This window comes from Enterobacter sp. KBR-315C3_2022 (genome assembly GCF_041399425.1).
In the GTDB taxonomy this organism is placed as follows: Bacteria; Pseudomonadota; Gammaproteobacteria; order Enterobacterales; family Enterobacteriaceae; genus Enterobacter.
The window spans coordinates 42,264-67,750 of sequence record NZ_JBGKEB010000021.1 but is presented as its reverse complement, the minus strand read 5'-3'; the positions used below and the strand labels follow the sequence as shown (position 1 = coordinate 67,750).

The following is a 25,487-nucleotide window of genomic DNA, read 5'->3' as shown; positions in this document are numbered from 1 at the left end:
GGGGTCTGACGCTCAGTGGAACGAAAACTCACGTTAAGCAACGTTTTCTGCCTCTGACGCCTCTTTTAATGGTCTCAGATGTCCTTTGGTCACCAGTTCTGCCAGCGTGAAGGAATAATGGCCGAGCATATTGATATGTCCGTGGCAAAGCGGGGAGAGGCGTGCGATATCTTCATCATTCAGTGTTTCACCCTGCGCCCGGAGATGATCCAGGGCTGCCTGCATATAAATAGTGTTCCATAACACGACGGCGTTAGTGACCAGCCCCAGTGTGCCCAGTTGATCTTCCTGACCGTCGGTATATCGTTTTCTTATCTCACCTTTTTGACCGTGACAGATGGCTCTGGCAACGGCATGGCGACTTTCTCCCCGATTAAGCTGGGTCAGAATGCGCCGGCGGTAATCTTCATCATCAATATAATTAAGCAGATACAGCGTTTTGTTGATGCGCCCCACTTCAATGATTGCCTGAGTCAGTCCGGAAGGACGTTCACTTTTCAGCAATGAACGGACCAGCACTGAAACCTGTACTTTGCCCAGCTTCAGGGAGCCAGCGGTCCGGATCATTTCGTCCCACTGAAGGACTATTTTTCGGGGATCTGATTGCCCTCTGGCAATATCATTCAGCACGCCATAGTCGGCATCATGGTCCATTCGCCAGAAAACCGAAGCACCGGCATCAGCCAGGCGTGGAGAAAACTGGTATCCCAGCAGCCAGAAAAGGCCAAAGACAAGTTCGCTGGCACCTGCTGTATCGGTCATAATTTCGGTTGGATTCAGCCCGGTCTCCTGTTCCAGAAGACCTTCCAGCACAAAGATAGAGTCCCTCAGCGTCCCCGGTATAACGATGCCATGAAAGCCGGAATACTGATCGGACACAAAGTTGTACCAGGTGATCCCTCTGTTATTACCAAAGTATTTGCGGTTCGGTCCGGCATTGATTGTTCTGACTGGCGTAACAAAGCGCATTCCATCTGCAGATGCCACTTCTCCTCCACCCCATATCTGTGCCAGTGGCAGCGTTGCCTGAAAATCAACCAGTCTGGCATTAGCGCTGGTGATAGTTTCAGCCCGCAGATAGTTCGCTTTTGTCCAGTTCAGCCGGTGTCGGGTCAGTGCAGGAACATTTGATCTGATCAGTGGTTCCAGACCGATATTGCAGGCTTCAGCCATCAGCACGGCGCTGATGCTGACGGGCAGATCATCAACTCTGGCACTGGCTTCACTAGCATGGAAAAACTCATCAGCAAATCCGGTATGGGCGTTAATTTCGAGCAGCAACTCCGTTAAATCCACCGGAGGGAGTAGATCACTGATCATTTTGCTCAGTCGTTTCAGACTGTCCGGCTCATCAAGACTGGCGAGGGGAGAAATTGTCAACCGGGGCTTCGGGCCAGAAACATCGAGTTCGACAGCCTCATTTTCGCAAAGACGTGCAGCAACCTGTCTGTAACGACTATCAAGCTGATGACCCAGAGATTTTATTGCTTCCTGCGGGTCTGTCGGGTGCCCCAAAGAACGATAAACCTTAATCCGGTTTGCCTGCCAGTCAGCACCCTGTAGTAATCTTGCACGAGGATCTCCCCACCGGTTACTGCCGGTAACGTAGACATCCCTCCGCCTCAGACTATCCTGCAGTTTACTGAGAAAGCAGAGCGTGTATCCCCTGCGGGTGATATGTTTTTCCTTGTTAATCACCAGCCGTTTCCATGACCGACTGATAATTTCCGTTGGTGCGTCGTCAAAAAACTGCCGCCGTGAGCTGAACTCCCGGCTGAGGTAGTCACAGGCATTCAGAGTGGTAACCCCGGCAGGTGCGGATGAAAATTTAACGGTATTCAGCAGATGGGGCAGGAAACGACGAACGCGCCCGTACTGCTCCACCATTTCTTCATGAAAATTATCGTCTGAGGGCCGGGCAATTTCACGGACAAGCGTGATGATTTCAGCCAGCTTTTGCCTTGGGATGTAGCTGAACACCTCAGCACGAATCGATTCGTCCGGTGTTTCTTCTTTCAGCAGGTACGAACATGCGCTGGCGAGCGCCAATGCAGATTTATCCAGATCCTTCAGCGAGCGGAGCCGTTTTTTCTGCCCAATCTTTCTGGCGTCACGGATGATAACGGCCAGCATGGCGTCCAGAACGTCCAATGCATCATCCAGCGCCAGCGTTTCCCATGCAAGGACAAAGGCAACCAGAACCGCCATCCTTTTCTGCGGTGACATCCTGGCAATATTGAACACCGAAGTCATACCAGCATAACGTGCGAGATTTTTCAGGCGCACAGCCGGGAGTGTACTCAGGTTTTCAGCATGCAGGCCAAAATCGTTCAGAGTTTTCCAGCGTTCAATTGCTTCATTAAACGCCGGACCACTGATGGTCACAGGGCCCTTTTTCAGTGATTCCAGTAAAGACAGGCGGCTGCAATCAGTTGGCCCCAGCAGCATCTCCAGCTGTGAACGCTGTTCGGCTGACGGTATCAGTGCCAGTTTGTTCCACAGGCGCAACGTCGCCTTTTCCCTTACCTCTGAAATCAACCGGGTCAGCGTAGTGGCTCCGGGGAGAATAATACGATGTTGCATAAGCCACCCTGTCGCCAGATCGAAAAGCAGGCCAGGACGTTCGTTGCTTATCCAGCTCCGGGTATATAAAAGACGGGTAAGGCGAAATGTCCAGGGCCAGGCAAATTCACGATACTGATAGTGCTGACGTATCAGCGCTGCATGCTCACGGCGGGTATTTTCCCTCTGACCGTATTCTGCAAGAACGGTGATATCACGAATCCCGAGCTGTCTGGCGGTAAAATGCCGGACGCCGGAAGGAATATGATTCATATCGGTGAGGAAGGTGCCCAGAAAACGGACACATCCAATTTGCAGGGCAATGCCCAGACGGTTGTGATCACCTCTGCTTTTTCCGATAAATTCCTTGTCTGCTTCATCAAGGTGAAAATATCGTGCCAGCTGAAGCTCATCCGGTTCACCGGTGAATCTGCCATAGCTTTCAGTCTGCTCAGTGGTCAGAAAGTCAACGGGCATATCGGCCTCCCTGCCTGACGGGCATTTAGTAACATTTTTCCAACCGTACGAAATGTTATAAATTATCGGACATCGTAAAACTGTTACATTAATATGTCTATTAAATCGTAAATTTGTAATAATAGACATGAGTTGTCCGATATTCGATTTAAGGTACATTTTTATGCGACTTTTTGGTTACGCTCGGGTCTCAACCAGTCAGCAGTCTCTTGATCTTCAGGTCAGAGCACTCAAAGACGCAGGTGTGAAAGCAAACCGTATATTTACCGATAAGGCATCCGGCAGTTCAACAGACCGGGAAGGGCTGGATTTGCTGAGGATGAAGGTGGAGGAAGGTGATGTCATTCTGGTTAAGAAGCTCGACCGTCTTGGCCGCGACACTGCCGATATGATCCAACTGATAAAGGAATTTGACGCTCAGGGCGTGGCAGTCCGGTTCATTGATGACGGGATCAGTACCGACGGTGATATGGGGCAAATGGTGGTCACCATCCTGTCGGCTGTGGCACAGGCTGAACGCCGGAGGATCCTAGAACGCACGAATGAGGGCCGACAGGAAGCAAAGCTGAAAGGAATCAAATTTGGCCGCAGGCGTACCGTGGACAGGAACGTCGTGCTGACGCTTCATCAGAAGGGCACTGGTGCAACGGAAATTGCTCATCAGCTCAGTATTGCCCGCTCCACGGTTTATAAAATTCTTGAAGACGAAAGGGCCTCGTGATACGCCTATTTTTATAGGTTAATGTCATGATAATAATGGTTTCTTAGACGTCAGGTGGCACTTTTCGGGGAAATGTGCGCGGAACCCCTATTTGTTTATTTTTCTAAATACATTCAAATATGTATCCGCTCATGAGACAATAACCCTGGTAAATGCTTCAATAATATTGAAAAAGGAAGAGTATGAGTATTCAACATTTTCGTGTCGCCCTTATTCCCTTTTTTGCGGCATTTTGCCTTCCTGTTTTTGCTCACCCAGAAACGCTGGTGAAAGTAAAAGATGCTGAAGATCAGTTGGGTGCACGAGTGGGTTACATCGAACTGGATCTCAACAGCGGTAAGATCCTTGAGAGTTTTCGCCCCGAAGAACGTTTTCCAATGATGAGCACTTTTAAAGTTCTGCTATGTGGTGCGGTATTATCCCGTGTTGACGCCGGGCAAGAGCAACTCGGTCGCCGCATACACTATTCTCAGAATGACTTGGTTGAGTACTCACCAGTCACAGAAAAGCATCTTACGGATGGCATGACAGTAAGAGAATTATGCAGTGCTGCCATAACCATGAGTGATAACACTGCTGCCAACTTACTTCTGACAACGATCGGAGGACCGAAGGAGCTAACCGCTTTTTTGCACAACATGGGGGATCATGTAACTCGCCTTGATCGTTGGGAACCGGAGCTGAATGAAGCCATACCAAACGACGAGCGTGACACCACGATGCCTGCAGCAATGGCAACAACGTTGCGCAAACTATTAACTGGCGAACTACTTACTCTAGCTTCCCGGCAACAATTAATAGACTGGATGGAGGCGGATAAAGTTGCAGGACCACTTCTGCGCTCGGCCCTTCCGGCTGGCTGGTTTATTGCTGATAAATCTGGAGCCGGTGAGCGTGGGTCTCGCGGTATCATTGCAGCACTGGGGCCAGATGGTAAGCCCTCCCGTATCGTAGTTATCTACACGACGGGGAGTCAGGCAACTATGGATGAACGAAATAGACAGATCGCTGAGATAGGTGCCTCACTGATTAAGCATTGGTAACTGTCAGACCAAGTTTACTCATATATACTTTAGATTGATTTAAAACTTCATTTTTAATTTAAAAGGATCTAGGTGAAGATCCTTTTTGATAATCTCATGACCAAAATCCCTTAACGTGAGTTTTCGTTCCACTGAGCGTCAGACCCCTTGGCCAAAGCCTTAGCGTAGGATTTCGCCCTCTCCCGCAAACGACCCCATAAACACAACAGGAGACGCGATGGATATCAACTACTACGATGAACATCAGGAAGAATTTGAGGCGGTTAAACTGGCGCTGAGGGGCGAAATGGAGAGGATCTGGGGCTCCATGCTGAAAGAACGCGGGGACAACCTGGATGATGAAGCCACGTACCTGAACCTGTTTGAAGAACTGCAGTATAACTTCTCTCCGTCCAGTTTCAGTAAGCTCACCCCGGCGCAGGAACTGGATAAAGATAAAATAGCGGCCTTTGTGGCCAGAACCCGCGGCTATAAGCACGGCATCACGATCAAATGCCGGCCGGGTCGCCCGCAGAAGTGGCTGAAAGGCCGAATCAAACCACTTGAGGACGCGGAAGGCACAAACCTCTGCTGGATCGACACGGCCACCATCGTGCATATCGGTGCTGGTCAGCAGTTTGACGATCAGTATTATCTCACCGTGACCACACAGACCGGGCAGAGTTACCGCGTAAATGAACTCCGTCTGCCAGGTCGTCTGCTGGAAGCAGCCCAGGAAAGCCTGTTCAGGGCACTGGATTCAACCACCGGCGGTCATTTCTGATACTGAGTTGCACCACGCTTAGCGGGGATTTATACTCGCAGTGATTAACAGATTAATTTTCCGTTTACTCCGACAGAAAGTTAAGTAGTAAAAATGTCTAGTAATTAAAAGGCGCCCTTCCTCACCAGTTGGACGCCTTTTGTATATTCTTATTCATTTCATCAAATGTCGGTCCGTGAACTGTCCGCAGCCAGTTTCTGAATAGCAATGATCTCATCTCCGGTCAGCTCAGCCCGATTGTCCAGCTGCTGCACGTCTTTGCTCCGGACCGCCCAGAAGTAGGTACGCCGGCTGTCCTTGAGAAAGTGATAGACATTGACCAGCTCGTCCGCGGCACGCTGATCCCCTGCCTGCCAGGCTTTGACGTACAGGGCCGCCGCTCTCCGGGAATCCTGCAGAACGTACTGGCCCGCCTGCAGTACATCGCCGGCACGCATCAGCAGCGCCTGATTTTTGCTGTCCACCGGCGCCGACTCTGCCAGTGCAACAAGCCGCTCAGCCGCCTGCCCGGCCTTCTGTGGGTCAATATCGCGCGGATACACATCCGGCGTCTTGCTGCCTGGGTCAAACAGGAACACCAGTGCCGGCACGGAACCCTTTTCTACGGCTTTCAGGACCATATCCCGCGTGGCCTCATCCCGCGCCCGACATGCTTTATCCGTGGAAGCAAAATTACCAAACAGAAATGCCCCCAGCGAGTCGCAGTCCCGGCCGTAGTCGCCGGACTGCTGTTCGAACGAGTCCAGCGCCAGAAACGGATCGTCGGCCTTCAGCGCCGCCGTGCGGGCGGCTTCAAACTGCAGCGCTTCCTGTTTGTTATCACAGCCCGCCAGGAGCCCGGCGCACAGCGGCAGGACAAAAAGAATGCCTCGCATGTTCATGACTCTTCTCCCTGTTCGTTTTCACCCGCCCGGTATGCCCGCTGCCCCTTATAACCCAGCAGGGATTCGCACATCAGGTCAGTGATGCGTGCAATAGCGAGATCCGCATTGTCAGCACGCAGGGAAATCACGGCCGTTTCGCCCCGGTGCGCGGCGTTCCAGAATCCGGGCAGCAGCGTCTGGAACCGGGCCCGGTCATCCCCCTCCGACAGCAGGGCTGCATCCGGCAGCCGTTCGCGGAGCACCGCTTCACTGGCCTCGCGCAGGATATCGTCGCGGCTCCAGATGCACAGCGTTGCGGGTCCACTGCGCAGAAGAACGGTTGCCGCATCTGCCATATTCAGCATATCCAGCTTCACCATTTCCACGCCCGGACGACGCAGCACAAATCCTATCGGCCGCCGGTACTTGCCCAGCTGCAGCAGATCGTCGTCCGTAAGCAGTTCCAGGCCACGCTGAAGGACAAGATGCAGTACTTCAGCCTCTTTAATCGGCCGTAACAACCCATGCCTGGCGTTAGCTTTGACGGTCAGCGCCTCAATGCGATTCCAGAGCTCATCATTTATATGTTTGGTGGCCATCGGAATGCTCCCCGCCAAAATAAAACCGTTTTCCATCCGCCGCTTTGCCCAGGCATACCGTGTGACCCGTGGTTATCTGGCCGGCATCCATCAGGAACGGCGCGCCCGGACCGCGAAACACGTCCGGATCGAGGGCGGCAGGTTCGCCGGCAGCGACCGGCCGGACCATGCCCATATCGTAGCTGTCCGGCAGGTTATCCGGCAGGCAGGCCTGCGTGTAGTCATCCGCGACCTTCTGCGCCTCTTCCAGGGTGGGGTAACGCCCCAGCACGCCGGTGATCTCTTTTTTCAGTCCGAAGCCGTAACCGCGAACCTTGTACGCTTCATATTCCATCCCGTTCACTCCGTTTGCTGTTGTTTACTGAAAAACCACACTCTAATAAATTAGGTTTCATGCGTAAATTATAAATATTTAGATTTAGCACTAATGGCTAATTTGGCAGAATCGCCCGCGGGTAGTCATCACCCGGCGTGACTGTCACGCAGTTTATATTGCGGAATGCTTCGCGCCCTTATCTTTTCACCATGTGACTTTTGCGCCCGCAACCACCGGAAAATACCTTTTCGCCGGCACCGTCATTGCGGAAAAAACGTAAATACCATGAAAAGCGAAATCAACAGGGAGAGGAAGGCAGGGGAACGGCCGCACGGCTGCCGGCGCGGACACCATATCTTGTGCCGTTTCTAGCTGACGGAGCCACTACATATAGCGTTATCCACAGAAACTGGGGATAAGTGGCGGCGCTGCGGAGAATACCGCTAAACCGCAACGGCGAAAAAATGTGGTCCCGCGCGCAAAAGTGCGGTACAAATGGCTGTACATTATGTAAAGCCAGATGACTGTACAAAAAGGAAGGAGCATGACCGGTTTTTTTGAACGTAAAAAGCGGGCCAAAAACGCCCAGCTGACCGTGCGTCTCGATGAGCAGCTGAAGAAACGCGCCGAACTGCGTCTGGAGGCAATGGGGATGACCGCCACGGAAGCGGTGGAGCAGCTTTACCGCTTCATCGCCGATCACGGCCGGATGCCCGTCACGGAGCGTATCGTCACATTTGACATCCAGTCACAGCGCGGCCGCGCCATCGCCCTCAATCCCGCCGACGCTGTGACCGAAAACACCCGGCGGTTTCTGCAGTCGCTGGGAGCTGTGGAAGTGGTCTGCTGCGATCCCGCTGCATTTGAACAGGCGGTACTGGAGTACTTCAGCCTGTATGTGGCCGACCAGGCTGCCTGTTTACTGGCCGGTGTACTGAACGTCACGTTCATGGTTAATGCCGCCAGTCGCGTGAAAGATGACTGGCATGACAGGCTGCTGTCCCTGTTACAGCGCGACTTTGATTTCAGCGAAGAACAGTCAGTGACGTTCATTAACAGCATCGTAGACAGCGAACATGTCGATCCTGCCATCGTCAGTCGAAATAATACGGCCTGGCGGAGCGGAAAAAGCACCGGGTCCGGCGCCGGCGCTGAACAGGCCTTACTGGATAACACCAACGTCAGGGTCTTCTATCCCTCCGGGGAAGCGCCCGTCTCCGGCAAGATCGGCGCCGCCGTCCTGCAGCGTTTCCTGACGTTCCTGGCGGAGCGGGGCGTCAGCTGCAGCGATCCGCAGAGACTGACCGAAAGCGCCGGCCGTGCATGGGGCGTGCGTGAAAATATGATCGGGAATATGCCCCCGGACATGCAGCAGGCCATAAACGATGGCGTCATTTTTGAGGCCAGCGCTGACACGCCGGACTTTTCCCCTGAGCTGGCGGCGGCGTTTGGCTTCACACAGGCCCAGGCAGAAGCGGTGCTGAAACCCGCCCTGGCCGCCAGGGATCTCCCCGGTTTCCTGCAGCGCTTTCTGGCGTTCCTGGCCGACCGGGGCATCAGCTGCAGCAATCCCCGGCGGTTTACTGAAAAGGTCACTGAACACGCCAGCCATGAGGGACCGCACCGGCTTATTGCGATGTTGATGTCGCGCATCAGGGATGAGGGGGTCTGTTTTGTCTTTCACAATGAATCCCCGGACGAACTGCCGCGCCTGGCCGCGTCACTGCCCGGCGAACTGGCCGATACCTTCGGGTTTACGGGATGGCAGGCAACAACAATACTGCGTCAAATCCAGCCGGCACGGCCGGGGCAGGATTAGGGCCGGGAGCATACGCGATGAAAACGACCTGTCATGCGGCCGGCATCACGGCGGCGCCGCTTTCCCCGCAGGAGTGGAGGGCACTGCTCAGGGCGAAAGGCTGGAAGCAGAAGGAGCTGGCCCGCCGCTGGAATGTGTCAGAAACCTGGATCAGTAAGCTGGCCAATAACCCCGAACGGGGCACGCACTGGAACGATGCCTGCCGGGGTCTGCCCGATATTCGTGCCCGGCGGCCCGGCGAACCGCGCGCGGCAGGCACAGACGCTCCAGAGCCGGGAGGCCCTGAATGAACAGACGTCTTCACCTCATCACCACCTGTACCCGGCGCAAGGCGGGCAGCGTGGAAGATACCGTTTTTCCGGGCGACACTTCCCTTGATGACGCCTTTGACGGCTGGTACAGGCTGATCGCCCAGGCCGCCCGCCGTCCTGGCAGGGTGCTGGAAACGGGAGAGCTTTACCGGGGCGCACACTGGCTGCGTGCCCGCGGTATCGCGGCGCGGTGGCCGGGCATCGAGCTGTGGGCCATGTCGGCCGGTCTGGGGCTGCGCCACCATACCGATCCGGCGGTCGCGTATGAGGCAACGTTTCACGCCATGCCCTTCGCGCCGGCGACCGTCTGGGGCTCACTGACGGCACGCCCCCCGCTGGCGGGCCGCTGCGCCTCCCTGGCTGAGCTGATGCAACGCTGCCCGGACGATCGCTTTGTGATCGCCGGTTCACCCGTGTATATCAGCGCGGCTGAGCAGGATATTCTGGCCGGCGTGCCGGCACTGCATGATGCGGCCGCTCAGCTGATTATCGTGACCTCACAGGGCTATCGTGGTCCGCTGCAGCCGTTTCTGAAAAGAAGCCGCGCGGACATGATGGCGACCCTGAAATCGAACATGACGTGCCTGAATATTGCCTGCGCCGGCGCCCTGATTGACGCCATGATGCAGGCAGACGCCCGGCAGGCGGCAACCATTTAATACAGACAGAGACTGGCGCTACCGTCGCCAGAAGGGGGTTTTACATGTTCAGCATCATTTATCACGCCGGCGCAGCCGTCCTTTTCCTGGTCATGAGCCTGGCGGCCGGCGCCGGCCTCCTGCTTCATGGCCATGAATATACGACAGGTCATTTCTGGAACATGACGGGGCTGTGCATTGTGTCAACTCTCGTCTGGATCTGGGCTGTAGCTCAGGCAAAAGAAGCCTGGTACATTTCACGAAACATCAAAAAAGGACTCTGACCATGAAAGATGAAATTCGCCACGAAAAACCCGTTGAAGTGAATATACAGCTGACACACAGAGAAGCGCAGGCTCTGGCGCAACTGGTTAAGCGTCTGGGATTCAGTGACTGCCGCGGCCTGGCGACGTCAGATATTGAGGCATATCTGATGATGGATGGAATCAACCAGATCATGAAAGCACTGGCTGAAGAGGGCTATGCACCACGATAAGGGCCGGGACTATCTGGAATTAGCCGGAAATACGACCCTATCACGCGGGCAGTAAGGAGAGGTTTTAATGTTATACATGGCTTTATGCAGTTTTATGATGATCCTGGCGCTAAGTGAGATGTTCCGCACGATGACGGCGATCGGCAATGGCAGTTTCGCCGGCAACCGCTTCATACCGCTCGCCTTAGTTCTGTTAACGCTGGCGCTGGCATCACCTTTCTTTGCCACATTTTATACGCTGAGCCGGCCTGTTTCGATGGATGCACTCTCCAGGCTGTCCGTTGGTGCGCAGTGGGCAGGTATCGCCGCCGCCATTCTGCTGTGCATCTTGTATGGCTATCGTGCCTGGAAAAACGGCCGTTTCTGGTATACCGGTGCGGCCATTGCCTCAGTGGTGATTGCCGTTATTTTTGCCAACAGCCTGCTTTTCGTGTCCAGGCCCGATGCCGGCATCGTGGCCACTTTTGTGCTGAATAACGATGACAGTAATGACGTGCAGTGCGACCGTTCGGTACTGCTGGTTCATTACAACAAAGGAACCCCCACGGAGTGGCGCTGCCCGACCGGTATCATGTTCATGTCTGATGCGTCAAAACCCTTTCTTCCGTGGCCGGATTATCACGGCGGGCGGAGTCAGCATCTGACGGCGGCACTGGATCTGCTCACAGACAACGCCCTGCGCCTTGACCTAAGCCAGAAACCATAATTCTCCCGACACCAGGGAAAATAAGCCGCCGTCAAGAGCGGCATTTTCTTTTTCGGACTCCTGATATCCCGTTAAAAACACAATGCTATTGATGTCTCACATCAATTAGGTTACTTTGTCATTAATTCCTTAATGATGTGACACATGAATAACATGCAAAGTAAAGCCCCCTCGATGCGGCTCTCCGGTGTGCAAAAAGACGTATTGTTTGTTCTGTATGGTCTGGCAGAACGTCAGCTGGCAGGCCCGTTCCCGGCGATGCAGCTTTTCAGCATCCTCAATAAGGGACGCCTCCAGCCCGTTGCCGATACCAATTTTCGTCGCTCCTGCCATACGCTGAACCGCCACGGCCTGCTCAGCAAATACCGGGATAATCAGTCACTGACGCTCGCGTTTGGGCTGACAGAGGCAGGCCTGGAGATCGCCAGAGAGGTTTATCACAAACGCCTGACGGAGATGGAATAACCATGAAGAATGATGAGCTGGCCACACGACGCGCTGAGGCGATAGCCGGCGATCGGTGCTTCACGAAAGGGCGCCTGCGCGATGAATTCAGAATGAAGCCGGCTCCCGGTGCTGAGCCGGTGAAATGGTACAAAAGCGCCTATGGCGGCAAGTACGCCGTATACCGCATTGCAGACTGTGTTCCGATGCGGGAAAAACGGCCGCCGACTGAGAAGCAGCAGCAGGCCGGCCTGCGTCTTTCCGTCCTGTCCCGGCTTAACAGCACCAGTGGCCGGATGGCACAGCGGGCACACGACTGGCTGAGTCAGGCGCCGCTCTTTCTGGATACCGAAACGACGGGGCTGGGTAATACCGCGGAAGCGCTGGAAATCGGCCTGACCGATGCGGCCGGCCGGGTGATATTTGAAACACGCCTGAAGCCGACGGTCGCCATCGAGGCGCAGGCCGCCGCCGTGCATGGTATCGATGAGCCGGCACTCAGCGGCGCACCATCCTGGCCAGATGTGGCGCTGCAGCTGCGCCACGCCATCGGGGCCCGGCCAGTGATTATCTTTAACGCCCCCTTTGATACCCGCATTCTGAAACAGACGGCCGCCGCACATGGCGATCCGGCCGACTGGCTGGGAGAACTGACAGTGTATTGCGCGATGGAGCTGGCAGCAGGGTATTTTGGGGCCACCAATCGCTATGGCACCATTTCGCTGGCCAGCGCGGCCAGTCAGGCAGCATTGACCTGGGAAGGGGAGGCACACTCGCCGATAGCCGATGCACGGATGACGGCCGGGGTGGTGAACGCCATTGCCGCATACCATCTGGCATTGCTGCAGGAGCAGGAACGGCTGCAGGCCTGACAGACTGGCCTGCACATCGCTGTTATCGCATAAACGCCGCGGGAATATCCTTCCACTGCGTGGTGTAGGCCGGGGACAACATTTCACGGCGCATGGCATATTCCGGATCAATACCTTCTCCGGCGAAGAAGACCCTTGACCTTCCTTCCCTGTTTATTTTGTCGATGGTGGCCATCAGTTTTTCGCTCCCCGGCCGCACTGCAGCCGGCGCAAACAGATCCAGCTGGGTTTCATATCCCTGCAGATCGCTGAGCATCACGCCGGCTTTTGCATACCGCACGCCCTCACGCCAGATACGCGACAGCCCCAGCTGCGCCGCGGCGATGATGTCGCGTGTATCCTGGCTTGGTACGGGAAGCACTTCCGTAGCCTGGTTACTGTAGGGCACACCGCCGGCGTCATAAGCACTGCTGCGGATAAAGACCGTTACCACCTTCGCCAGGCGGTTTTCCTGGCGCAACTTTTCCCCTGCTCGTGTGGCATATTTAGTCACCGCCTGCTGCATCTGCGCCAGTTGCGTGACCCGCGCTCCAAACGAACGGGATACAACAAGCTGCTGTTTCGCGCCGGTTCCTTCCTCCAGGGCAAAGCAGGCCTCGCCACGCAGCTCACGAATGGTCCGTTCCAGCGTCACACCGTACAGCCGGCGTGCAAGACGGATATCCATCTCTGCGAGCGCCAGCGCCGTTTTGATCCCCATTGCCGCCAGCCCTTTTTCGGTACGATGGCCAACGCCCCACACATCGCCGGCCGCCACCAGGCTCATCAGCTTTTTCAGTCGCGCAGGATCACTGAGCGCTACAACCCCGCCGGTGGCAGGCCACGTCTTTGCGGCGTGGTTGCACAGCTTGGCCAGCGTCTTAGTTGGCGCGACGCCGACTCCACAGGTGAGCGTTGTCTGGCGCAGCACTTCAGCCCGCAAAAGCTGGCCAAACGCCTGCGGCGTCATCACTCCCTCCATATGAGAGGCATCCGCAAAGAGCTCATCAATTGAGTAAACAAATGTCCGCGGCGCCAGACTCTCCACCACGGTTGCAAATCTGGCGGAGAATGAGGCGTAAAGGGTGTAGTTGGAACTGAATACGGCAACGTTATGCTGTTCCAGCAGGCGGCGGCAGCGGAAATAGGGCTCCCCGCGGCGCACGCCCAGCGCTTTCGCCGCGCGATTGACCGCAACAAGCGCCCCGTCGTTGTTGCTGAGAACGACCACAGGGCGACCTCGTAAATCAGGGCGGAACGCTTCTTCGCAGCTGCAGTACATCGAATTGACATCGATTAAGGCGTACACGGGCGGTGTCTCATGACAGTGAACGTAACCACACCCCATATCTGCAGCGCCTCCGGATCAAACCTGATTGGCGGAAAAGCCGGATTCAGAGGCATCAGGCAGGGGTAAGGGCGGAGCTGCAGCTGCTTGACCGTAAATTCATTATCGATGCTGGCAATCACGATGCTGCCGTGCCGGGGTTCTTCTGCCCGATCGACGACCAGCACATCGCCATCATGAATGCGCGCATCACGCATGGAATCGCCGGACACACGCAAGAAGTACGTCGCGGCCGGGTGCCGCACACAGTAATCATGCAGGTTAAGTTCATTGGCCTCATAGCCTGCTGCCGGGCTGGGAAAGCCGGCCGCAACGGGTTCGGCAAAAAAAGGGAGTGCGTCGCCTTCCACTGAAGGCCGGGGATAAACGAGATCCAGCGCCATAATTTAGCCTCCAATAACTGTTTATACATGGGTCTTCCCTTGTTGTGGTGGCTGAAGGCATGATAATGGTGTATTTAATCGCCAGAGGTCACCGCCATGGACGAAAAGTCCCTCTACGCTCATATTCTCAACCTGTCCGATCCGTGGCAGGTAAAGTCCCTTTCTCTCGATGAAAATGCCGGTTCTGTTACTGTCACTATTGAGATCGCTGAAAACACCCGGCTAGCCTGTCCGACCTGCGGTAAATCCTGTTCTGTTCACGATCACCGTCATCGTAAATGGCGCCATCTTGATACCTGCCAGTTCACCACTATTGTTGAAGCCGATGTTCCACGAATTATGTGTCCGGAGCATGGCTGCCTGACGTTGCCTGTTCCGTGGGCTGGCCCCGGAAGCCGGTATACGTTGCTATTCGAATCGTTCGTTCTCTCATGGCTGAAAATCAGCACCGTTGATGCTGTCAGGAAGCAACTTAAGCTCAGTTGGAATGCGGTTGACGGCATTATGACCCGGGCAGTTAAGCGAGGTCTTGCCCGGATAAAAAAGCCATTATCCGCCCGTCATATGAATGTGGATGAGGTCGCCTTTAAAAAAGGACATCGTTACATAACGGTGATCTCCGATCGTGATGGTCGGGCGCTGGCCTTAACGGATGATCGCGGCACAGAGAGTCTTGCCGGCTATCTTCGCACGCTCACTGATGGGCAGTTGCTGGCTATCAAAACGCTCTCAATGGACATGAACGCGGGCTATATAAGAGCAGCGCGTATCCACTTACCCAGTGCGGTTGAGAAAATCGCCTTTGACCGCTTCCATGTGGCGAAGCAACTGGGCGAGGTAGTTGATAAAACCCGTCAGAATGAACATCCGCACCTCCCTGTTGAAAGCCGACACCAGGCAAAAGGAACCCGCTTCCTGTGGCAGTACAGCGATAAGTGGATGACCGAATCCCGGCAGGAAAAGCTGATGTGGCTGCGTGCACAGATGAAGCTGACGAGCCAGTGCTGGGCGCTGAAAGAGCTGGCAAAGGATATCTGGAACAGGCCATGGAGCGAGGAAAGACGGAGTGACTGGCAGAGATGGTTGGCGCTGGCGGCTAACAGTGACGTTCCCATGATGAAAAATGCCGCGAAAACGATAGGAAAAAGGCTGTACGGGATCCTGAATGCGATGCGACACAGTGTCTCAAACGGAAATGCGGAGGCACTTAACAGCAAGATCAGGCTGCTGAGGATAAAAGCCAGGGGATACCGAAACCGGGAGCGCTTTAAACTGGGGGTGATGTTCCACTACGGAAAGCTGAATATGGCGTTCTGAGCCTTCCCACCATGATCGGGGAAGACCCTTATACATACAGTATATTGCAGGCTTCAGGAAACAGGCAATGCCGGCATACTGCGTGCCAGCACGCGGAGGGGGTCAGGTCAGAATGATGGCCAGACAGCCAGGAACGTCATCCTTGATAGATTTACACTTTCAGCCAAACAGTAAACCCAGCGCGGTTGCTTCCATATGCAGCAATACCGGCAGCAGCAGGCCGCCGCTTCTGATCCGGGCAGCTGATGTAATTAACCCCACCAGGAACAGTTCTGCCAGGGTCAGCAGGTTCTGATACTGGCTGTGCGCAGCGACGAACAGCAATGACGTTATCAGCGCCCCCAGCCACATCGTCCAGCTGTACCGTGAACGGAAGACGTTCAGCATGATCCCCCGGAACAGCGTTTCCTCATTCAGCGGTGCAAGGATAAAGATGGCCAGCAACGTCAGGGTCACGTCGGGTATGGATTTATCAGCAAAAAGTTTCGTCATAAACGGCTCAGCGGGCAGGTCCAGCACTTTACCCAGCAGAAATTCTCCGACATACACCACGGCCATCGCACCGACCAGCCACGGTGCGCCAACGTTACGCAGTTGGCCAACAACCGGTAGCGGTGCAACCCAGCGGCGGTAAACCAGGAACACACACAGCAGGTACACCAGAACAGCACCATGAATGAAGAACAGCGTATTTTTCCCCAGCCCATAGAGCAGAACGGTCTGCCCCATGACAAACAGGGCCCCCCAGGCAATGGCCCAGGCTGCCAGCATAACCAGCATAAACTGCAGATATTTATTACGTGACTGAATCATTTTATCCCCTGTCAATTTTTAAACAGAATCGGCTTGACACTCAGGCCGGTTTTCAGACTTAATTTAAATGATCCAGAAAATGATTGCCGATTTTTTTAATGGAGAAAGTGAAATGAAATTCAACACGAAGATTGCTCTTATTCTGGCTGCATCCGTAATCAGTTGCAGTGCCTTTGCTCAGAGCGTATCCGCGCCGAAAACCGATTCTTTACTGAGCAGCATTCTGGGTGAGCAGGTACAGACAAACCAACATCTTGTACAACTGCTGGCAAAGGATCAGGATGCCGGTATTACACTGACCCCGGAACAAAAGAAAACCTCTTGCCTGTATGAAAGTCATTACTACAGCAGTGGCGCACCACTTACCGTCGGAAAAGAAACACTCCGCTGCACGCTGAGTGGCGAAATCCCGACATGGGAAAATGCGAACGAGGGCAATATTGTCTCTGTCGAAGGCAAATAAAATCCCTTTGACAGCCTCTCAATTATCCGTACCAAAATGATTTAAAAAAATCTCCTTTTGATGGTATATTTTTTACTCGAAATAGAAATCATTAGGAGATTGTTATGGTTGATGCCCCGCCCTCAATCCCGCTGCCAACCTGCATGGTTGAAGCAGCACAGATTTATCACATTCCTCTCCGTGGATTCCTCGCCTTGTGGCTGACTGAAGGCGGAAAACCGGGAATGAAAAATAAAAACAAAAACGGCACTTACGATTACGGCGCATTCCAGATAAACACCATCTGGGCGAATAAGCTGGCGTCCGATTTTGGCGTAAAAGCGGAGCAGCTGCAGCATGACTTCTGCGCCTCTGCAATGGCCAGTGCCTACATCCTCAAATACAACATCATTCTCGAAGGGGGGGATTTCTGGCAGGGTGTCGGCCGCTATCACTCCAACACGCCGGCGCGTAAGGCCTGGTATATCGGGAAGGTTTACCAAAATTCTCTGAGGTTCTGATGCAAAACCAGCCACAACGGAAAGGGGGAGGGGATGATGGCCTGATGATTATCGGGGCCCTTCTCATCATGATCACAGTGATGTGGTTTGGCTTTCGTGATTATGTGATTTACGGAGCCTGTCGCCTGCTTTACTGGATCTACGGTGTACTGCCGGACGCCATTACACCGGGTAATGCGGCCGAGCGCCGGGACATGCTGCTGTCGGCGGCGCGGTATAACCACCAGGTTTCGCTGTGGGACTTTATCAGCGTGATGAACGACACGGCCAGCGTGCTCTTTCCCCTGTTCATTTTAATCATCGGGCTGTTCGTCTGGGTTATCTCACGCAATCCTTACTACCGTCTGACCCGTAAACTGACCATCCGGAACCTGCCCTGGGTGATGGTAAAAAACTATCCGGGGATCGCCCATATCCTCGCCCGGTTTGGCCACCTCGATCAGCTGCTGCTGAATGAAGATCCGGAAGAAGCACGCAGCGCGCAGTCACCTGTTGAGTTTGCCCAGGAACATAACCTGATTGATACCGCTAAACGCCGCCTCCGTAAAAAAGCCGCACATAAGGTCTTCCTGTCACAGGTAAACCTGGCTCCCGAAGGGGCGGCCCTTTCCCTGGCGCCCTGGGAAAAAGCACTCGCTGCCTCGTTTGTACATCTGCGGTTTATGGGCGACCGGCCAACGGCTAAATCCATTCTCGACGATCTCAACCGTTCCTGCCTGCGGACCAAAGACGGCTTCCCTGATTATTCGCTGGCCGCCGGGCTCTGGACCGTCGCCAGCCAGTGCGAAGCGTTCAGAGAATTTGCAAAGGGGCGCCGCAGCTCCCGTTCGCTACTCTACGCGCTGTTCGATGATGACCTGCAGCTGCCATCCGCAAATTTCCGGTGGCTGAAAGGCGTGGACCGCACGTTATGGTATGCACTTTCAAGCGCCGGCCGCGGGAAGTTCTTCATTGAGGGCGGTGGCGTTATTGCCTGGAGTCAGTGCGAAAGTTACCGGCTGACGCTCGATGAAGAAAAGGCGGCGAAATTCCCGCCGACCGTGCGGGCGGCCGTGCTGGGCCTTGAGCTGGATCTGCACCATTACCGCCATATTGACCGCCGCGATCCCGCCATTCCGGTCGCTCACTGGCAGGAAGATGTTATACCGCCATTTGCATTTGAATCTGACGCTGAAGCGGAAGACGAGCCGGCTACGCCGCCTGCAGCTCCGCACGACACCCCGAACAACAGTCTGCGACTGACAGACGATGAACCGACGCCGGCTAAACCTCAGCCGGCAACCCGTCCCGATCACCTGGAACTCTAAGCGAGGAAGTATGAAACTCACCGTAAAAACCGATCGCAACACACTTTATCTTTCCGCTGACGGAAACTACCAGGAACAAGCCCTGCACTCCTTCCCCCTGTCAGCCTGTCATTTTGGACTTGGCCATGATGCCGGCAGCGGCCACATCCTGACGCACAATACGTTTTCTGGTGAAGCGGTGCAGCTGTTCCGCTTTGAAAACGAATATCAGGCCATCGAGGCGCTGAACAATATCCGTAAAAAGCTGAAACAGCAGCGCGGACTCAATGCCGTGCGCCGGCTGTCTAACTTTATCTTCTGGCCAGTTGCCGCGCTGGGCTTTATCGTCTCCATCAACGGCGCGTTGATGAATATGCATCAGCCGGCACAGCCACTGCAGGCAAACTCGTATGCTCCCGCGCCGGGTCTGCAGCAGCCGGCCACTGCGCCGGAGCAGCTGCAGGTTCAGGCAGCACCTGAAGCCCCTAAAAAACTGACTGATAACGACTTGCTGTCACTGAAAGATGCCGTCACCAGCGGACGCTTTACGATCTCGCTTTCAACCGGGCATAAACACACCCTGTATGTGTTTTCCGATCCGATGTGCCCGCACTGCCGCGCGCTGGAACCCCGACTGCAGGAACTGAGCAAACGCTATAACGTCGAGATTTTCCCCGTGTCCGTTTATGGCGACCTGCGCTCGATGGTCCGCGCCGCTCCTGTACTTGATACCGGGAAAGATACCCGACTGAAAAGCTGGGAAGACACGATTAACATGGGATACACCACCATGAACCCGAAAATTGACGATCCGAAAACAGCCCCGGATACCACCGGCGCCCGCCTGGTTGACGCGAACAATATGGCATTTGCGAAATTCGGGTTTATCGGCACCCCGTCCATCGTTGCCGATTCGGGTGATGTGATCCCGGTTTCCGTCGTCAAAGACGATGCCCGCCTGCAGCAGGCGATAGGAGAATAACCCGGAGCCGCTATGCAACAGGAATCTGTAGACAGTAAAAAAGTCATCCGCCCGGATGGTTCGTTCATGGAGTGGTTCCTCACTCCGAACGTACAGTTTGGCCTGCTGGCCATACTGACCGTGCTGGGTCTGTTTCTCCCCTTTACCATGCTGCTGAGCATCCTCATCCTACCGCCGCTGATGGTGGCATTCACGGATCGTAAATTCCGGCCACCGCTGCGAATGCCGAAAGACTGCGAAATGTTCGACGACACCCTGACCACGGAAACCCAGGCGGAATACCGTCTGGGGCCCATTCGCATCCCGCATAAGGTCCGGGAGCGAAAGAAAGCGAAGGGAATTTTATATGTCGGGTATGAGCGGGGACGCCTGTTCGGCCGCGAGCTGTGGCTGAACATGACGGACCTGCTGCGCCACATGGTATTTTTTGGTACCACCGGGTCGGGTAAAACCGAAACCTTCTATGGGTTTATCGTTAACTTCCTGCTGTGGTGCCGTGGCTACTGCCTCTCAGACGGTAAAGCAGATAACAAGCTGGCCTTCGCCACCTGGTCGCTGGCGCGCCGTTTCGGCCGTGAGGATGATTATTACGTCCTCAACCTGCTGACCGGCAGTATTGACAGGTTCGTGAACCTGGTGAAGCAGGAAAGCATCCCCGCGCAATCCAACTCAGTCAACCTCTTCAGCGTTGCCCCGCCGACCTTCATCATCCAGTTGATGGAATCCATGCTCCCCCAGGTGGGCGGGGATTCGGCACAGTGGCAGGATACGGCAAAAGCCATGATGTCGGCGCTGATCAATGCCCTGTGTTATAAGCGCGCCCGCGGCGAACTGCTTTTGTCACAGCGCACTATTCAGAAAAACATGTCGCTGCCGGCAATGGCCGCGCTGTACGTTGAGGCAAAGAAAAACGGCTGGCACAGCGAGGGTTACGCCGCGCTGGAAAGTTATCTGGAAAATACACCAGGCTTCCTGCTGGCCAACGCGGAATACCCGGAAACGTGGGAAGCCCGCGCCTTCGAACAGCATAACTACATGAGCCGTCAGTTCCTGAAGACGCTCTCCCTGTTCAATGAAACTTATGGCCATGTTTTTCCGGAAGACAGCGGCGATATCCGGATGGACGATATTTTCCACAATGACCGCATTCTCATCGTCATGATCCCGTCGCTGGAGCTGTCACGCGGTGAAGCGGCCACGCTTGGCCGTTTATATGTGACGCTGCAGCGAATGACCATCAGTAAGGACCTGGGCTACCAGCTGGAAGGGAAAAAAGAGGAAGTCCTGCTCACTCACGCGCTGAATAATCAGGCGCCATACGGGCTTATTTATGACGAGCTGGGCCAGTATTTCACCAGCGGTATGGATACGCTGAGTGCGCAGATGCGTTCACTGGAAAAAATGGGCGTATTTTCCTCCCAGGATCACCCGTCACTCGCCCGCGGCGCGAACGGCGAGGTGGATTCGCTGATCGCCAACACCCGCGTGAAATATTTTGAGTCGATTGAAGACCGGAAAACCTTTGAAATACTGCGCGAAACCGTCGGCCAGGACTATTATTCAGAGCTCTCCGGGCAGGAAGCGGAACACGGCACGTTTTCCAAAACGGTCCGGGAAGGGGATCTGTACCAAATCCGTGAAAAGGACCGCGTGAACATTCGTGAGCTGCGTAAGCAGACCGAAGGTCAGGGGGTAATTTCTTTCCAGGATGCCCTGGTACGCAGCGCCGCGTTTTACATTCCGGACAATGAGAAGTTTTCCAGCGAGCTGCCGATGCGGATAAACCGCTTTATCGAGGTATTACCGCCATCGCCGGCGACGCTGTACAGCATCTATCCGGAACGCAAGGATGATGAACTGGCGGAAACGAACCCGGATGCAATGCACTTCCCGCCAATCAAGCTGTTCGGGTACGACAAAGCGGCCAACAGCCTGCTGGAAAAAATTGAGGTCTTCTACGAGCTGCAGTGTGGCGCAATTTCACCGGAGGAAATGTCGGTGTGCCTGTTTGAACTGTTCGCTGAATGGCTTGATGGAACGGAAACGGACGACGTGCTTTACCACCAGGAAGACGATCTGTTCCCGATGATCGAGATGTAACCCTGTTAAAAGGCGGGGAGTGGTCCCCCCGCCTTTAGTTACGTTTCCGGTCAGTCAAAATACTGCCGGATCAGCTCCAGGACCGCTATCACAGCGTTAGACACTGCAACAACTGCCCGCAGAACGACGATTAACAAGTTAATCATCCGTTTGCTCCATACAGAGCAGGAACACCGCTGATCGCCCTTACATTGCCTGTCACAGCGGCTACCTCACGTCAATTGTTTAGATGTTCCCACTCCAGCCAGGGCATTGAAACAGCACCACCTGTCTTTCAACCAGGGCTTTAAACCGTTCACGCCGCGTAAGCGGGGGCTGGAGAAGAACGTCAACAGATTGACCCGCGTAGTATACCCTATTCAGGGTGGTTTGCATTTACTGCACTCATGGCGTAATATTTAACCGTCAATTGTTTAGGTGTTCCCGCCTCCATCCGGGGCAAAACATGAAAACCCGATCTCACCAGTCGGGTTTTTTTGTGCCTCCATTCTGGCAGAAATCGCATTTCCTCAAATAAGCGCCTAAAACGCTCTCTGTGGCCTTCACTGCAAAAAGAGCAACATTCCCCTGTCTTCACCCTGTTTAACGCGCCTGCGAGCGGCTGACGTGGATAACCGCGGCTAAATCGATCCTCTTTTCCCTGTTAATTTTAAAACTCACAGCTGACACTGGCGTCGATTGCCTGAAAGGCATTGCACGCCATAGCAGACGATTTTCCTGCCAGACCTGCCCTGCAGGTGACGCTGTGGCCACATTACCCCCTGGCTACTGCGAGCGGGCGGTGTGACGTTTGCGGCACACCGGGCGCGTGGGTAGTAGCGTTGACGTCAGGGGTGCGTGTCGCAGCCCTGACGTCTTACGGGGGTGTTCTTAGTTACATCATCCATCATGCTTTTTTCTGCCGAGCCGTTGGCTCGGCAGAAAAAAGCACGGTGGGGCAAAGAAGAATCCGCCCTGGAGGTTTCTGCTGACCACCCTGCCCGGCATTTGCCGGGTGCTAACCTGGGAGCATAGCGACCATTCTGGCCGTCGTGCCGCGAAGCGGCGCTGAAAGGCCAGGCATATTCCCATAATCCACAGAAAATTGAGCCTGAATAACAGTGATCTCTTTATTGAATAAAGATCTTTTTAAAGAAGTTAAGAGTGTATTGCAGCTTGCATTGACCACGATTGCAGGTGACTTTATTTCCTCCTTTGCGGATAACTGTGGATAGTGGTGATCTCGCTGCCGGTTATCCACCGGCGGCGCCAGAACGTCAAAAAATCACGATGGCCACACGTTAAAACTGGAGGAAATTTGAGCAGGTCGCGCCGGCTGGCCAGCACGAAAACCGCCAGGCGGCGGTAAGAGAATTACAGGGGGAGAAAATCAGTGATAATCAGGGGGACCGGATTCCCTCTCCAGCCCCAGATCGAGCTGATACAGGTGGCTGCGTACTCGCTGGGTAAACTGCTCAGGCGACAGCGCGTGCAGTTCGTCTTTCGGCAGCGTCCGTATCAGATGAACGGACATGGCGTAAGCCCGGTCGTCATAGGGCTGTTCTGCCAGCGCTTTCAGCTTCTTCTCGCGCTTACCCTTCAGGGCGGCTTCACGCCGGCGAACCAGCGTGGCGTGCATCATTTTTTCATACCAGCGCCGGCGCGCGGCTTTAACAGAGATTTCTTCCGCCTGGCCATGTTCATCACGGGTTATCCAGCCTGCAGCTTCAGCGGCCACCTGTTCGGCCTGCTCCGCATACAGCTTATCGAGATCAACACCGATCATCTTCCAGAGGCGTTCCGTCAGCACGACATGCTTGGGGAACCACTTGCGGTTAAACGGGTCCCATGTGACGCCTTCAGGCAGCGCCAGTAACCCGAATTCCATCATGTGCTGCAGCAGCCGGCAAACCCGCGGTACCGTCACTTTCCGGATCACGTTCCCTTCGCTGTCCTTTTCGCTGAGCTGCCACGCCATTTTACTGAGGTTGATAGTGTCGATATGGGTAGCCCGGTCAACGGTGCTGACCAGGAGCGGCACAATCGCATCGAGTAATTTCTCCCGCTCCGGGCGGAAGTCGCGCTTCCGGCCAGCCTGCTCGCGCAGCTGCACGAAGTACGGGTGGCGGCTGATCCGCATACGCAGACTTAACGCGCCCGTTTTGCGATCGCGGCGAACAAGGCGGTTGTAGGCATGGCCAAGCTGGCCAGGGAGCTTTTTGAAATTGTCCGGTCGGTACCAGCTGGGCTCCGGGCAGAGACACGCCGTTGAGTGCGTACCGCGACGACGGCGGGTTTTGCGCACGGGCTTGGTGCCTTCATCGAGAAGCAGCTGCAGGGGCGATTCTTTAGGGGACTGGCTTTCAAGCCAGGAGATGAACTCCGGCGAAAGACCTTCTACTGACTCAATGTCAGAAAGCTGTAGGTATGGATTCTTTTGATTCACCAGCCCCTGCACATATTGGCCGGGCTGTATTGCAATAGGTTACGCATTTGCTATAATCCTTTCTGCCAGTGGGCAGTTTGCACCCCCTGATTCCTGAGAGACCGGCCAAAGTTTCCAACAGGGATCAGGGGGTTTTACTTTTTGTGGCTCCTGCCACTCCTAAGCGGTACATCTCCGGGCCGCTCTTCCCGTGCTAAATTCAGTAATAACCCCGTAAGGTTATGTAAACGCCGCTTAACATATCATGCGTTTCTAAGCGGGGCAATACCTGCGAACCCGCTTTTACATAGTAAGATCACTCTTCAGAATCGTCAAATTTCAATCCGTCGTAATAGCTTTTGACAAGAAATTCAATGACTTCAGCCTGAGTGAGTTTTTTAACTTTTGTGATCTCTATCAACATTCTTTTTGCATCTTTGGGGAGATAAAGGTTTAACTGGTCGTGTGTTTCCCGGATACGGTTCCGGTACTCTCTCTGGAACTCCGGGTTACTCTTCTGTTCCTGGCGCTCAGTAACTCTGTTCACTCTTCCTCCCACAGCATACGACTATAACCACCTGAGTATACATGAAAAAACCGCCTTTTCAGGCGGTTTGGAAGTAAACATCAATACGTTCGTGGTAGCATCCAACCTTCATCAAGCATAGTCTTTCGCCACTGGAGATATTTTTCACCCCTGTATTTTTTATGTTGCTCATGCATCCTGGTTAACATTTCCAGCTGGCGATATGCTAGGCCGGCATTGAGCAAGATTATTTCAACAGTAGGCACATGTCGGTTCCGAAGATTTACGACAAGTTTACTATCAGTATACTCCCAAGACTCAATTGTCTCGGCCTCAAACAAAATTCTCTTTTGCTTAATAGAGGCCTGTACAGCATAAAGGGCAGCAATCCCAACAACACCGGAGTCCATATCTATACCAAAATATGTTTTCTGAGCCGGCATGTATTGTTCCTCTTTAGCCGATGGATTAAAGCATCCATAAACTCTCATGCCTGCAACGACCTTTTTGACTCCCTTATTTTTTACCTGGCGTACAACATATGTGATCAGCATGGCATCGAAAACAAGTAGAGCAACAAACCACGCCAATGCCAGGCTTCCACCTAAAGTAAGAAAGCCAGAATATACAGTCAACGGAAGACTTATTGTTAAAATAACTATACTTATGGCTACAGACAGACGTGACAGATAGTAGCCAACACCTTTTGATTTAGCCATGTTGTTATCGACAACAGTATACGAATATCCTTTCATA

Annotated in this window: 29 protein-coding genes; 17 read left to right on the top strand and 12 right to left on the bottom strand. The window is 54.3% G+C overall.

Annotation, left to right across the window (positions count from 1 at the left end; genetic code table 11):
- Positions 1-33: 33 nt before the first annotated feature.
- A complete protein-coding gene (locus AB8804_RS18915; RefSeq protein ID WP_001143760.1) occupies positions 34-3,039 on the bottom strand; it encodes a Tn3-like element Tn3 family transposase in 3,006 nt (1,001 codons plus the stop codon).
- A gap of 163 nt (positions 3,040-3,202) precedes the next feature.
- Between AB8804_RS18915 and AB8804_RS18910 the strand changes: the two genes are divergently transcribed.
- From AB8804_RS18910 to AB8804_RS18900, 3 genes are all read left to right on the top strand, one after another.
- On the top strand, positions 3,203-3,760 hold the full coding sequence (locus AB8804_RS18910; protein ID WP_001235713.1) for a recombinase family protein: 558 nt from the start codon (positions 3,203-3,205) through the stop codon (positions 3,758-3,760).
- 182 nt (positions 3,761-3,942) lie between these two features.
- Complete coding sequence (locus AB8804_RS18905) at positions 3,943-4,803, top strand: broad-spectrum class A beta-lactamase TEM-1 (protein ID WP_000027057.1); 861 nt, start codon at positions 3,943-3,945, stop codon at positions 4,801-4,803.
- 217 nt (positions 4,804-5,020) lie between these two features.
- Entirely contained in the window at positions 5,021-5,566 is a 546-nt protein-coding gene (locus AB8804_RS18900) for a hypothetical protein (RefSeq protein ID WP_012579094.1), read from the top strand.
- 161 nt (positions 5,567-5,727) lie between these two features.
- Here AB8804_RS18900 and AB8804_RS18895 read toward each other — a convergent pair whose 3' ends face one another.
- Genes AB8804_RS18895 through AB8804_RS18885 form a run of 3 tightly spaced genes read right to left on the bottom strand, consistent with a single transcriptional unit; the run spans position 5,728 to position 7,362 of the window.
- Positions 5,728-6,447 (bottom strand): hypothetical protein, encoded by a 720-nt coding sequence (locus AB8804_RS18895; RefSeq protein ID WP_011091040.1) that lies wholly within the window; start codon positions 6,445-6,447, stop codon positions 5,728-5,730.
- Positions 6,444-7,028, bottom strand: a complete 585-nt coding sequence (locus tag AB8804_RS18890) for a hypothetical protein (protein WP_015062808.1) — start codon at positions 7,026-7,028, stop codon at positions 6,444-6,446. The genes AB8804_RS18895 and AB8804_RS18890 overlap by 4 nt, the downstream gene beginning before the upstream one ends.
- Complete coding sequence (locus tag AB8804_RS18885; RefSeq protein ID WP_011091038.1) at positions 7,006-7,362, bottom strand: hypothetical protein; 357 nt, start codon at positions 7,360-7,362, stop codon at positions 7,006-7,008. Before AB8804_RS18885 ends, AB8804_RS18890 begins: the two co-directional genes overlap by 23 nt.
- 526 nt (positions 7,363-7,888) lie before the next feature.
- Here AB8804_RS18885 and AB8804_RS18880 point away from each other — a divergent pair.
- The 8 genes from AB8804_RS18880 to AB8804_RS18845 all read left to right on the top strand — a co-directional run bounded on the left by AB8804_RS18880 (position 7,889) and on the right by AB8804_RS18845 (position 12,630).
- Entirely contained in the window at positions 7,889-9,163 is a 1,275-nt protein-coding gene (locus AB8804_RS18880) for a type II toxin-antitoxin system RelB/DinJ family antitoxin (RefSeq protein ID WP_021561448.1), read from the top strand.
- Positions 9,164-9,180: 17 nt separating this feature from the next.
- A complete protein-coding gene (locus AB8804_RS18875; RefSeq protein WP_021526647.1) occupies positions 9,181-9,453 on the top strand; it encodes a helix-turn-helix transcriptional regulator in 273 nt (90 codons plus the stop codon).
- Positions 9,450-10,133 carry a hypothetical protein gene (locus AB8804_RS18870; protein ID WP_021561449.1) on the top strand — a complete coding sequence of 228 codons (684 nt, stop codon included), beginning with the start codon at positions 9,450-9,452 and terminating at the stop codon, positions 10,131-10,133. Before AB8804_RS18875 ends, AB8804_RS18870 begins: the two co-directional genes overlap by 4 nt.
- A 44-nt stretch (positions 10,134-10,177) precedes the next feature.
- Positions 10,178-10,396: a hypothetical protein gene (locus AB8804_RS18865; protein ID WP_011091034.1), complete on the top strand. Its 219-nt coding sequence runs from the start codon at positions 10,178-10,180 to the stop codon at positions 10,394-10,396.
- A gap of 2 nt (positions 10,397-10,398) precedes the next feature.
- Positions 10,399-10,608, top strand: a complete 210-nt coding sequence (locus AB8804_RS18860) for a hypothetical protein (protein WP_004187413.1) — start codon at positions 10,399-10,401, stop codon at positions 10,606-10,608.
- A 67-nt stretch (positions 10,609-10,675) separates the two neighbouring features.
- Positions 10,676-11,314 (top strand): hypothetical protein, encoded by a 639-nt coding sequence (locus tag AB8804_RS18855; protein ID WP_021561450.1) that lies wholly within the window; start codon positions 10,676-10,678, stop codon positions 11,312-11,314.
- 144 nt (positions 11,315-11,458) lie between these two features.
- Entirely contained in the window at positions 11,459-11,779 is a 321-nt protein-coding gene (locus AB8804_RS18850) for a hypothetical protein (protein WP_021561451.1), read from the top strand.
- A gap of 2 nt (positions 11,780-11,781) precedes the next feature.
- Positions 11,782-12,630 carry a 3'-5' exonuclease gene (locus AB8804_RS18845; RefSeq protein ID WP_021561452.1) on the top strand — a complete coding sequence of 283 codons (849 nt, stop codon included), beginning with the start codon at positions 11,782-11,784 and terminating at the stop codon, positions 12,628-12,630.
- 22 nt (positions 12,631-12,652) lie between these two features.
- Here AB8804_RS18845 and umuC read toward each other — a convergent pair whose 3' ends face one another.
- Both umuC and AB8804_RS18835 read right to left on the bottom strand, forming a co-directional pair.
- Positions 12,653-13,918: a translesion error-prone DNA polymerase V subunit UmuC gene (umuC, locus tag AB8804_RS18840; protein ID WP_040224115.1), complete on the bottom strand. Its 1,266-nt coding sequence runs from the start codon at positions 13,916-13,918 to the stop codon at positions 12,653-12,655.
- Positions 13,906-14,340 carry a LexA family transcriptional regulator gene (locus AB8804_RS18835; RefSeq protein WP_015062799.1) on the bottom strand — a complete coding sequence of 145 codons (435 nt, stop codon included), beginning with the start codon at positions 14,338-14,340 and terminating at the stop codon, positions 13,906-13,908. Before AB8804_RS18835 ends, umuC begins: the two co-directional genes overlap by 13 nt.
- A 96-nt stretch (positions 14,341-14,436) precedes the next feature.
- Between AB8804_RS18835 and AB8804_RS18830 the strand changes: the two genes are divergently transcribed.
- Positions 14,437-15,657, top strand: coding sequence for an ISL3-like element ISKox3 family transposase (locus AB8804_RS18830; protein WP_000343760.1), 1,221 nt, complete (start codon positions 14,437-14,439; stop codon positions 15,655-15,657).
- Positions 15,658-15,816: 159 nt separating this feature from the next.
- Here the strand turns inward: AB8804_RS18830 and AB8804_RS18825 are convergent, their stop codons facing one another.
- The gene (locus AB8804_RS18825; RefSeq protein ID WP_039592068.1) at positions 15,817-16,470 is read right to left on the bottom strand and encodes a CPBP family intramembrane glutamic endopeptidase; all 654 of its coding nucleotides are present in this window, start codon (positions 16,468-16,470) and stop codon (positions 15,817-15,819) included.
- Positions 16,471-16,537: 67 nt separating this feature from the next.
- Here AB8804_RS18825 and AB8804_RS18820 point away from each other — a divergent pair, with 67 nt between their 5' ends.
- The 5 genes from AB8804_RS18820 to AB8804_RS18800 all read left to right on the top strand — a co-directional run bounded on the left by AB8804_RS18820 (position 16,538) and on the right by AB8804_RS18800 (position 21,801).
- On the top strand, positions 16,538-16,933 hold the full coding sequence (locus AB8804_RS18820) for a DUF1496 domain-containing protein (RefSeq protein WP_015062797.1): 396 nt from the start codon (positions 16,538-16,540) through the stop codon (positions 16,931-16,933).
- A gap of 143 nt (positions 16,934-17,076) precedes the next feature.
- Positions 17,077-17,433, top strand: coding sequence for a lytic transglycosylase domain-containing protein (locus AB8804_RS18815; protein ID WP_015586032.1), 357 nt, complete (start codon positions 17,077-17,079; stop codon positions 17,431-17,433).
- A gap of 68 nt (positions 17,434-17,501) precedes the next feature.
- Positions 17,502-18,740: a conjugal transfer protein TrbA gene (locus AB8804_RS18810; RefSeq protein ID WP_371188820.1), complete on the top strand. Its 1,239-nt coding sequence runs from the start codon at positions 17,502-17,504 to the stop codon at positions 18,738-18,740.
- 10 nt (positions 18,741-18,750) lie between these two features.
- Positions 18,751-19,701, top strand: coding sequence for a DsbC family protein (locus AB8804_RS18805; protein ID WP_004187441.1), 951 nt, complete (start codon positions 18,751-18,753; stop codon positions 19,699-19,701).
- Positions 19,702-19,713: 12 nt separating this feature from the next.
- Entirely contained in the window at positions 19,714-21,801 is a 2,088-nt protein-coding gene (locus AB8804_RS18800) for a hypothetical protein (protein WP_004187443.1), read from the top strand.
- Positions 21,802-21,851: 50 nt separating this feature from the next.
- Here the strand turns inward: AB8804_RS18800 and dqlB are convergent, their stop codons facing one another.
- The 5 genes from dqlB to AB8804_RS18775 form a co-directional block, all read right to left on the bottom strand.
- Entirely contained in the window at positions 21,852-21,947 is a 96-nt protein-coding gene (dqlB, locus tag AB8804_RS18795; RefSeq protein WP_004206884.1) for a DinQ-like type I toxin DqlB, read from the bottom strand.
- A gap of 1,223 nt (positions 21,948-23,170) precedes the next feature.
- Positions 23,171-24,226, bottom strand: a complete 1,056-nt coding sequence (gene repA, locus AB8804_RS18790; protein ID WP_015060006.1) for a plasmid replication initiator RepA — start codon at positions 24,224-24,226, stop codon at positions 23,171-23,173.
- Entirely contained in the window at positions 24,223-24,273 is a 51-nt protein-coding gene (gene repB, locus AB8804_RS18785; protein WP_011154478.1) for an IncL/M-type plasmid replication leader peptide RepB, read from the bottom strand. The genes repA and repB overlap by 4 nt, the downstream gene beginning before the upstream one ends.
- Positions 24,274-24,521: 248 nt before the next feature.
- On the bottom strand, positions 24,522-24,764 hold the full coding sequence (repC, locus tag AB8804_RS18780) for an IncL/M type plasmid replication protein RepC (protein WP_023893611.1): 243 nt from the start codon (positions 24,762-24,764) through the stop codon (positions 24,522-24,524).
- Between the two features lie 68 nt (positions 24,765-24,832).
- On the bottom strand, positions 24,833-25,486 hold the full coding sequence (locus tag AB8804_RS18775; protein ID WP_065519303.1) for a hypothetical protein: 654 nt from the start codon (positions 25,484-25,486) through the stop codon (positions 24,833-24,835).
- Position 25,487: the final 1 nt, after the last annotated feature.

Bases quoted from the DNA above. Each gene is read 5' to 3' on its own strand.
- AB8804_RS18835 (WP_015062799.1), bottom strand. From the start codon at position 14,340: ATGGCGCTGGATCTCGTTTATCCCCGGCCTTCAGTGGAAGGCGACGCA.
- AB8804_RS18915 (WP_001143760.1), bottom strand. From the start codon at position 3,039: ATGCCCGTTGACTTTCTGACCACTGAGCAGACTGAAAGCTATGGCAGA.
- AB8804_RS18855 (WP_021561450.1), top strand. From the start codon at position 10,676: ATGTTATACATGGCTTTATGCAGTTTTATGATGATCCTGGCGCTAAGT.
- AB8804_RS18805 (WP_004187441.1), top strand. From the start codon at position 18,751: ATGAAACTCACCGTAAAAACCGATCGCAACACACTTTATCTTTCCGCT.
- AB8804_RS18900 (WP_012579094.1), top strand. From the start codon at position 5,021: ATGGATATCAACTACTACGATGAACATCAGGAAGAATTTGAGGCGGTT.
- AB8804_RS18885 (WP_011091038.1), bottom strand. From the start codon at position 7,362: ATGGAATATGAAGCGTACAAGGTTCGCGGTTACGGCTTCGGACTGAAA.
- AB8804_RS18850 (WP_021561451.1), top strand. From the start codon at position 11,459: ATGAATAACATGCAAAGTAAAGCCCCCTCGATGCGGCTCTCCGGTGTG.
- AB8804_RS18810 (WP_371188820.1), top strand. From the start codon at position 17,502: ATGATCACAGTGATGTGGTTTGGCTTTCGTGATTATGTGATTTACGGA.
- AB8804_RS18820 (WP_015062797.1), top strand. From the start codon at position 16,538: ATGATCCAGAAAATGATTGCCGATTTTTTTAATGGAGAAAGTGAAATG.
- AB8804_RS18800 (WP_004187443.1), top strand. From the start codon at position 19,714: ATGCAACAGGAATCTGTAGACAGTAAAAAAGTCATCCGCCCGGATGGT.
- dqlB (WP_004206884.1), bottom strand. From the start codon at position 21,947: ATGATTAACTTGTTAATCGTCGTTCTGCGGGCAGTTGTTGCAGTGTCT.
- AB8804_RS18880 (WP_021561448.1), top strand. From the start codon at position 7,889: ATGACCGGTTTTTTTGAACGTAAAAAGCGGGCCAAAAACGCCCAGCTG.
- AB8804_RS18825 (WP_039592068.1), bottom strand. From the start codon at position 16,470: ATGATTCAGTCACGTAATAAATATCTGCAGTTTATGCTGGTTATGCTG.
- AB8804_RS18845 (WP_021561452.1), top strand. From the start codon at position 11,782: ATGAAGAATGATGAGCTGGCCACACGACGCGCTGAGGCGATAGCCGGC.
- AB8804_RS18860 (WP_004187413.1), top strand. From the start codon at position 10,399: ATGAAAGATGAAATTCGCCACGAAAAACCCGTTGAAGTGAATATACAG.
- AB8804_RS18875 (WP_021526647.1), top strand. From the start codon at position 9,181: ATGAAAACGACCTGTCATGCGGCCGGCATCACGGCGGCGCCGCTTTCC.
- AB8804_RS18895 (WP_011091040.1), bottom strand. From the start codon at position 6,447: ATGAACATGCGAGGCATTCTTTTTGTCCTGCCGCTGTGCGCCGGGCTC.
- AB8804_RS18775 (WP_065519303.1), bottom strand. From the start codon at position 25,486: ATGAAAGGATATTCGTATACTGTTGTCGATAACAACATGGCTAAATCA.
- AB8804_RS18865 (WP_011091034.1), top strand. From the start codon at position 10,178: ATGTTCAGCATCATTTATCACGCCGGCGCAGCCGTCCTTTTCCTGGTC.
- AB8804_RS18905 (WP_000027057.1), top strand. From the start codon at position 3,943: ATGAGTATTCAACATTTTCGTGTCGCCCTTATTCCCTTTTTTGCGGCA.
- AB8804_RS18870 (WP_021561449.1), top strand. From the start codon at position 9,450: ATGAACAGACGTCTTCACCTCATCACCACCTGTACCCGGCGCAAGGCG.
- AB8804_RS18890 (WP_015062808.1), bottom strand. From the start codon at position 7,028: ATGGCCACCAAACATATAAATGATGAGCTCTGGAATCGCATTGAGGCG.
- AB8804_RS18815 (WP_015586032.1), top strand. From the start codon at position 17,077: ATGGTTGAAGCAGCACAGATTTATCACATTCCTCTCCGTGGATTCCTC.
- AB8804_RS18830 (WP_000343760.1), top strand. From the start codon at position 14,437: ATGGACGAAAAGTCCCTCTACGCTCATATTCTCAACCTGTCCGATCCG.
- AB8804_RS18910 (WP_001235713.1), top strand. From the start codon at position 3,203: ATGCGACTTTTTGGTTACGCTCGGGTCTCAACCAGTCAGCAGTCTCTT.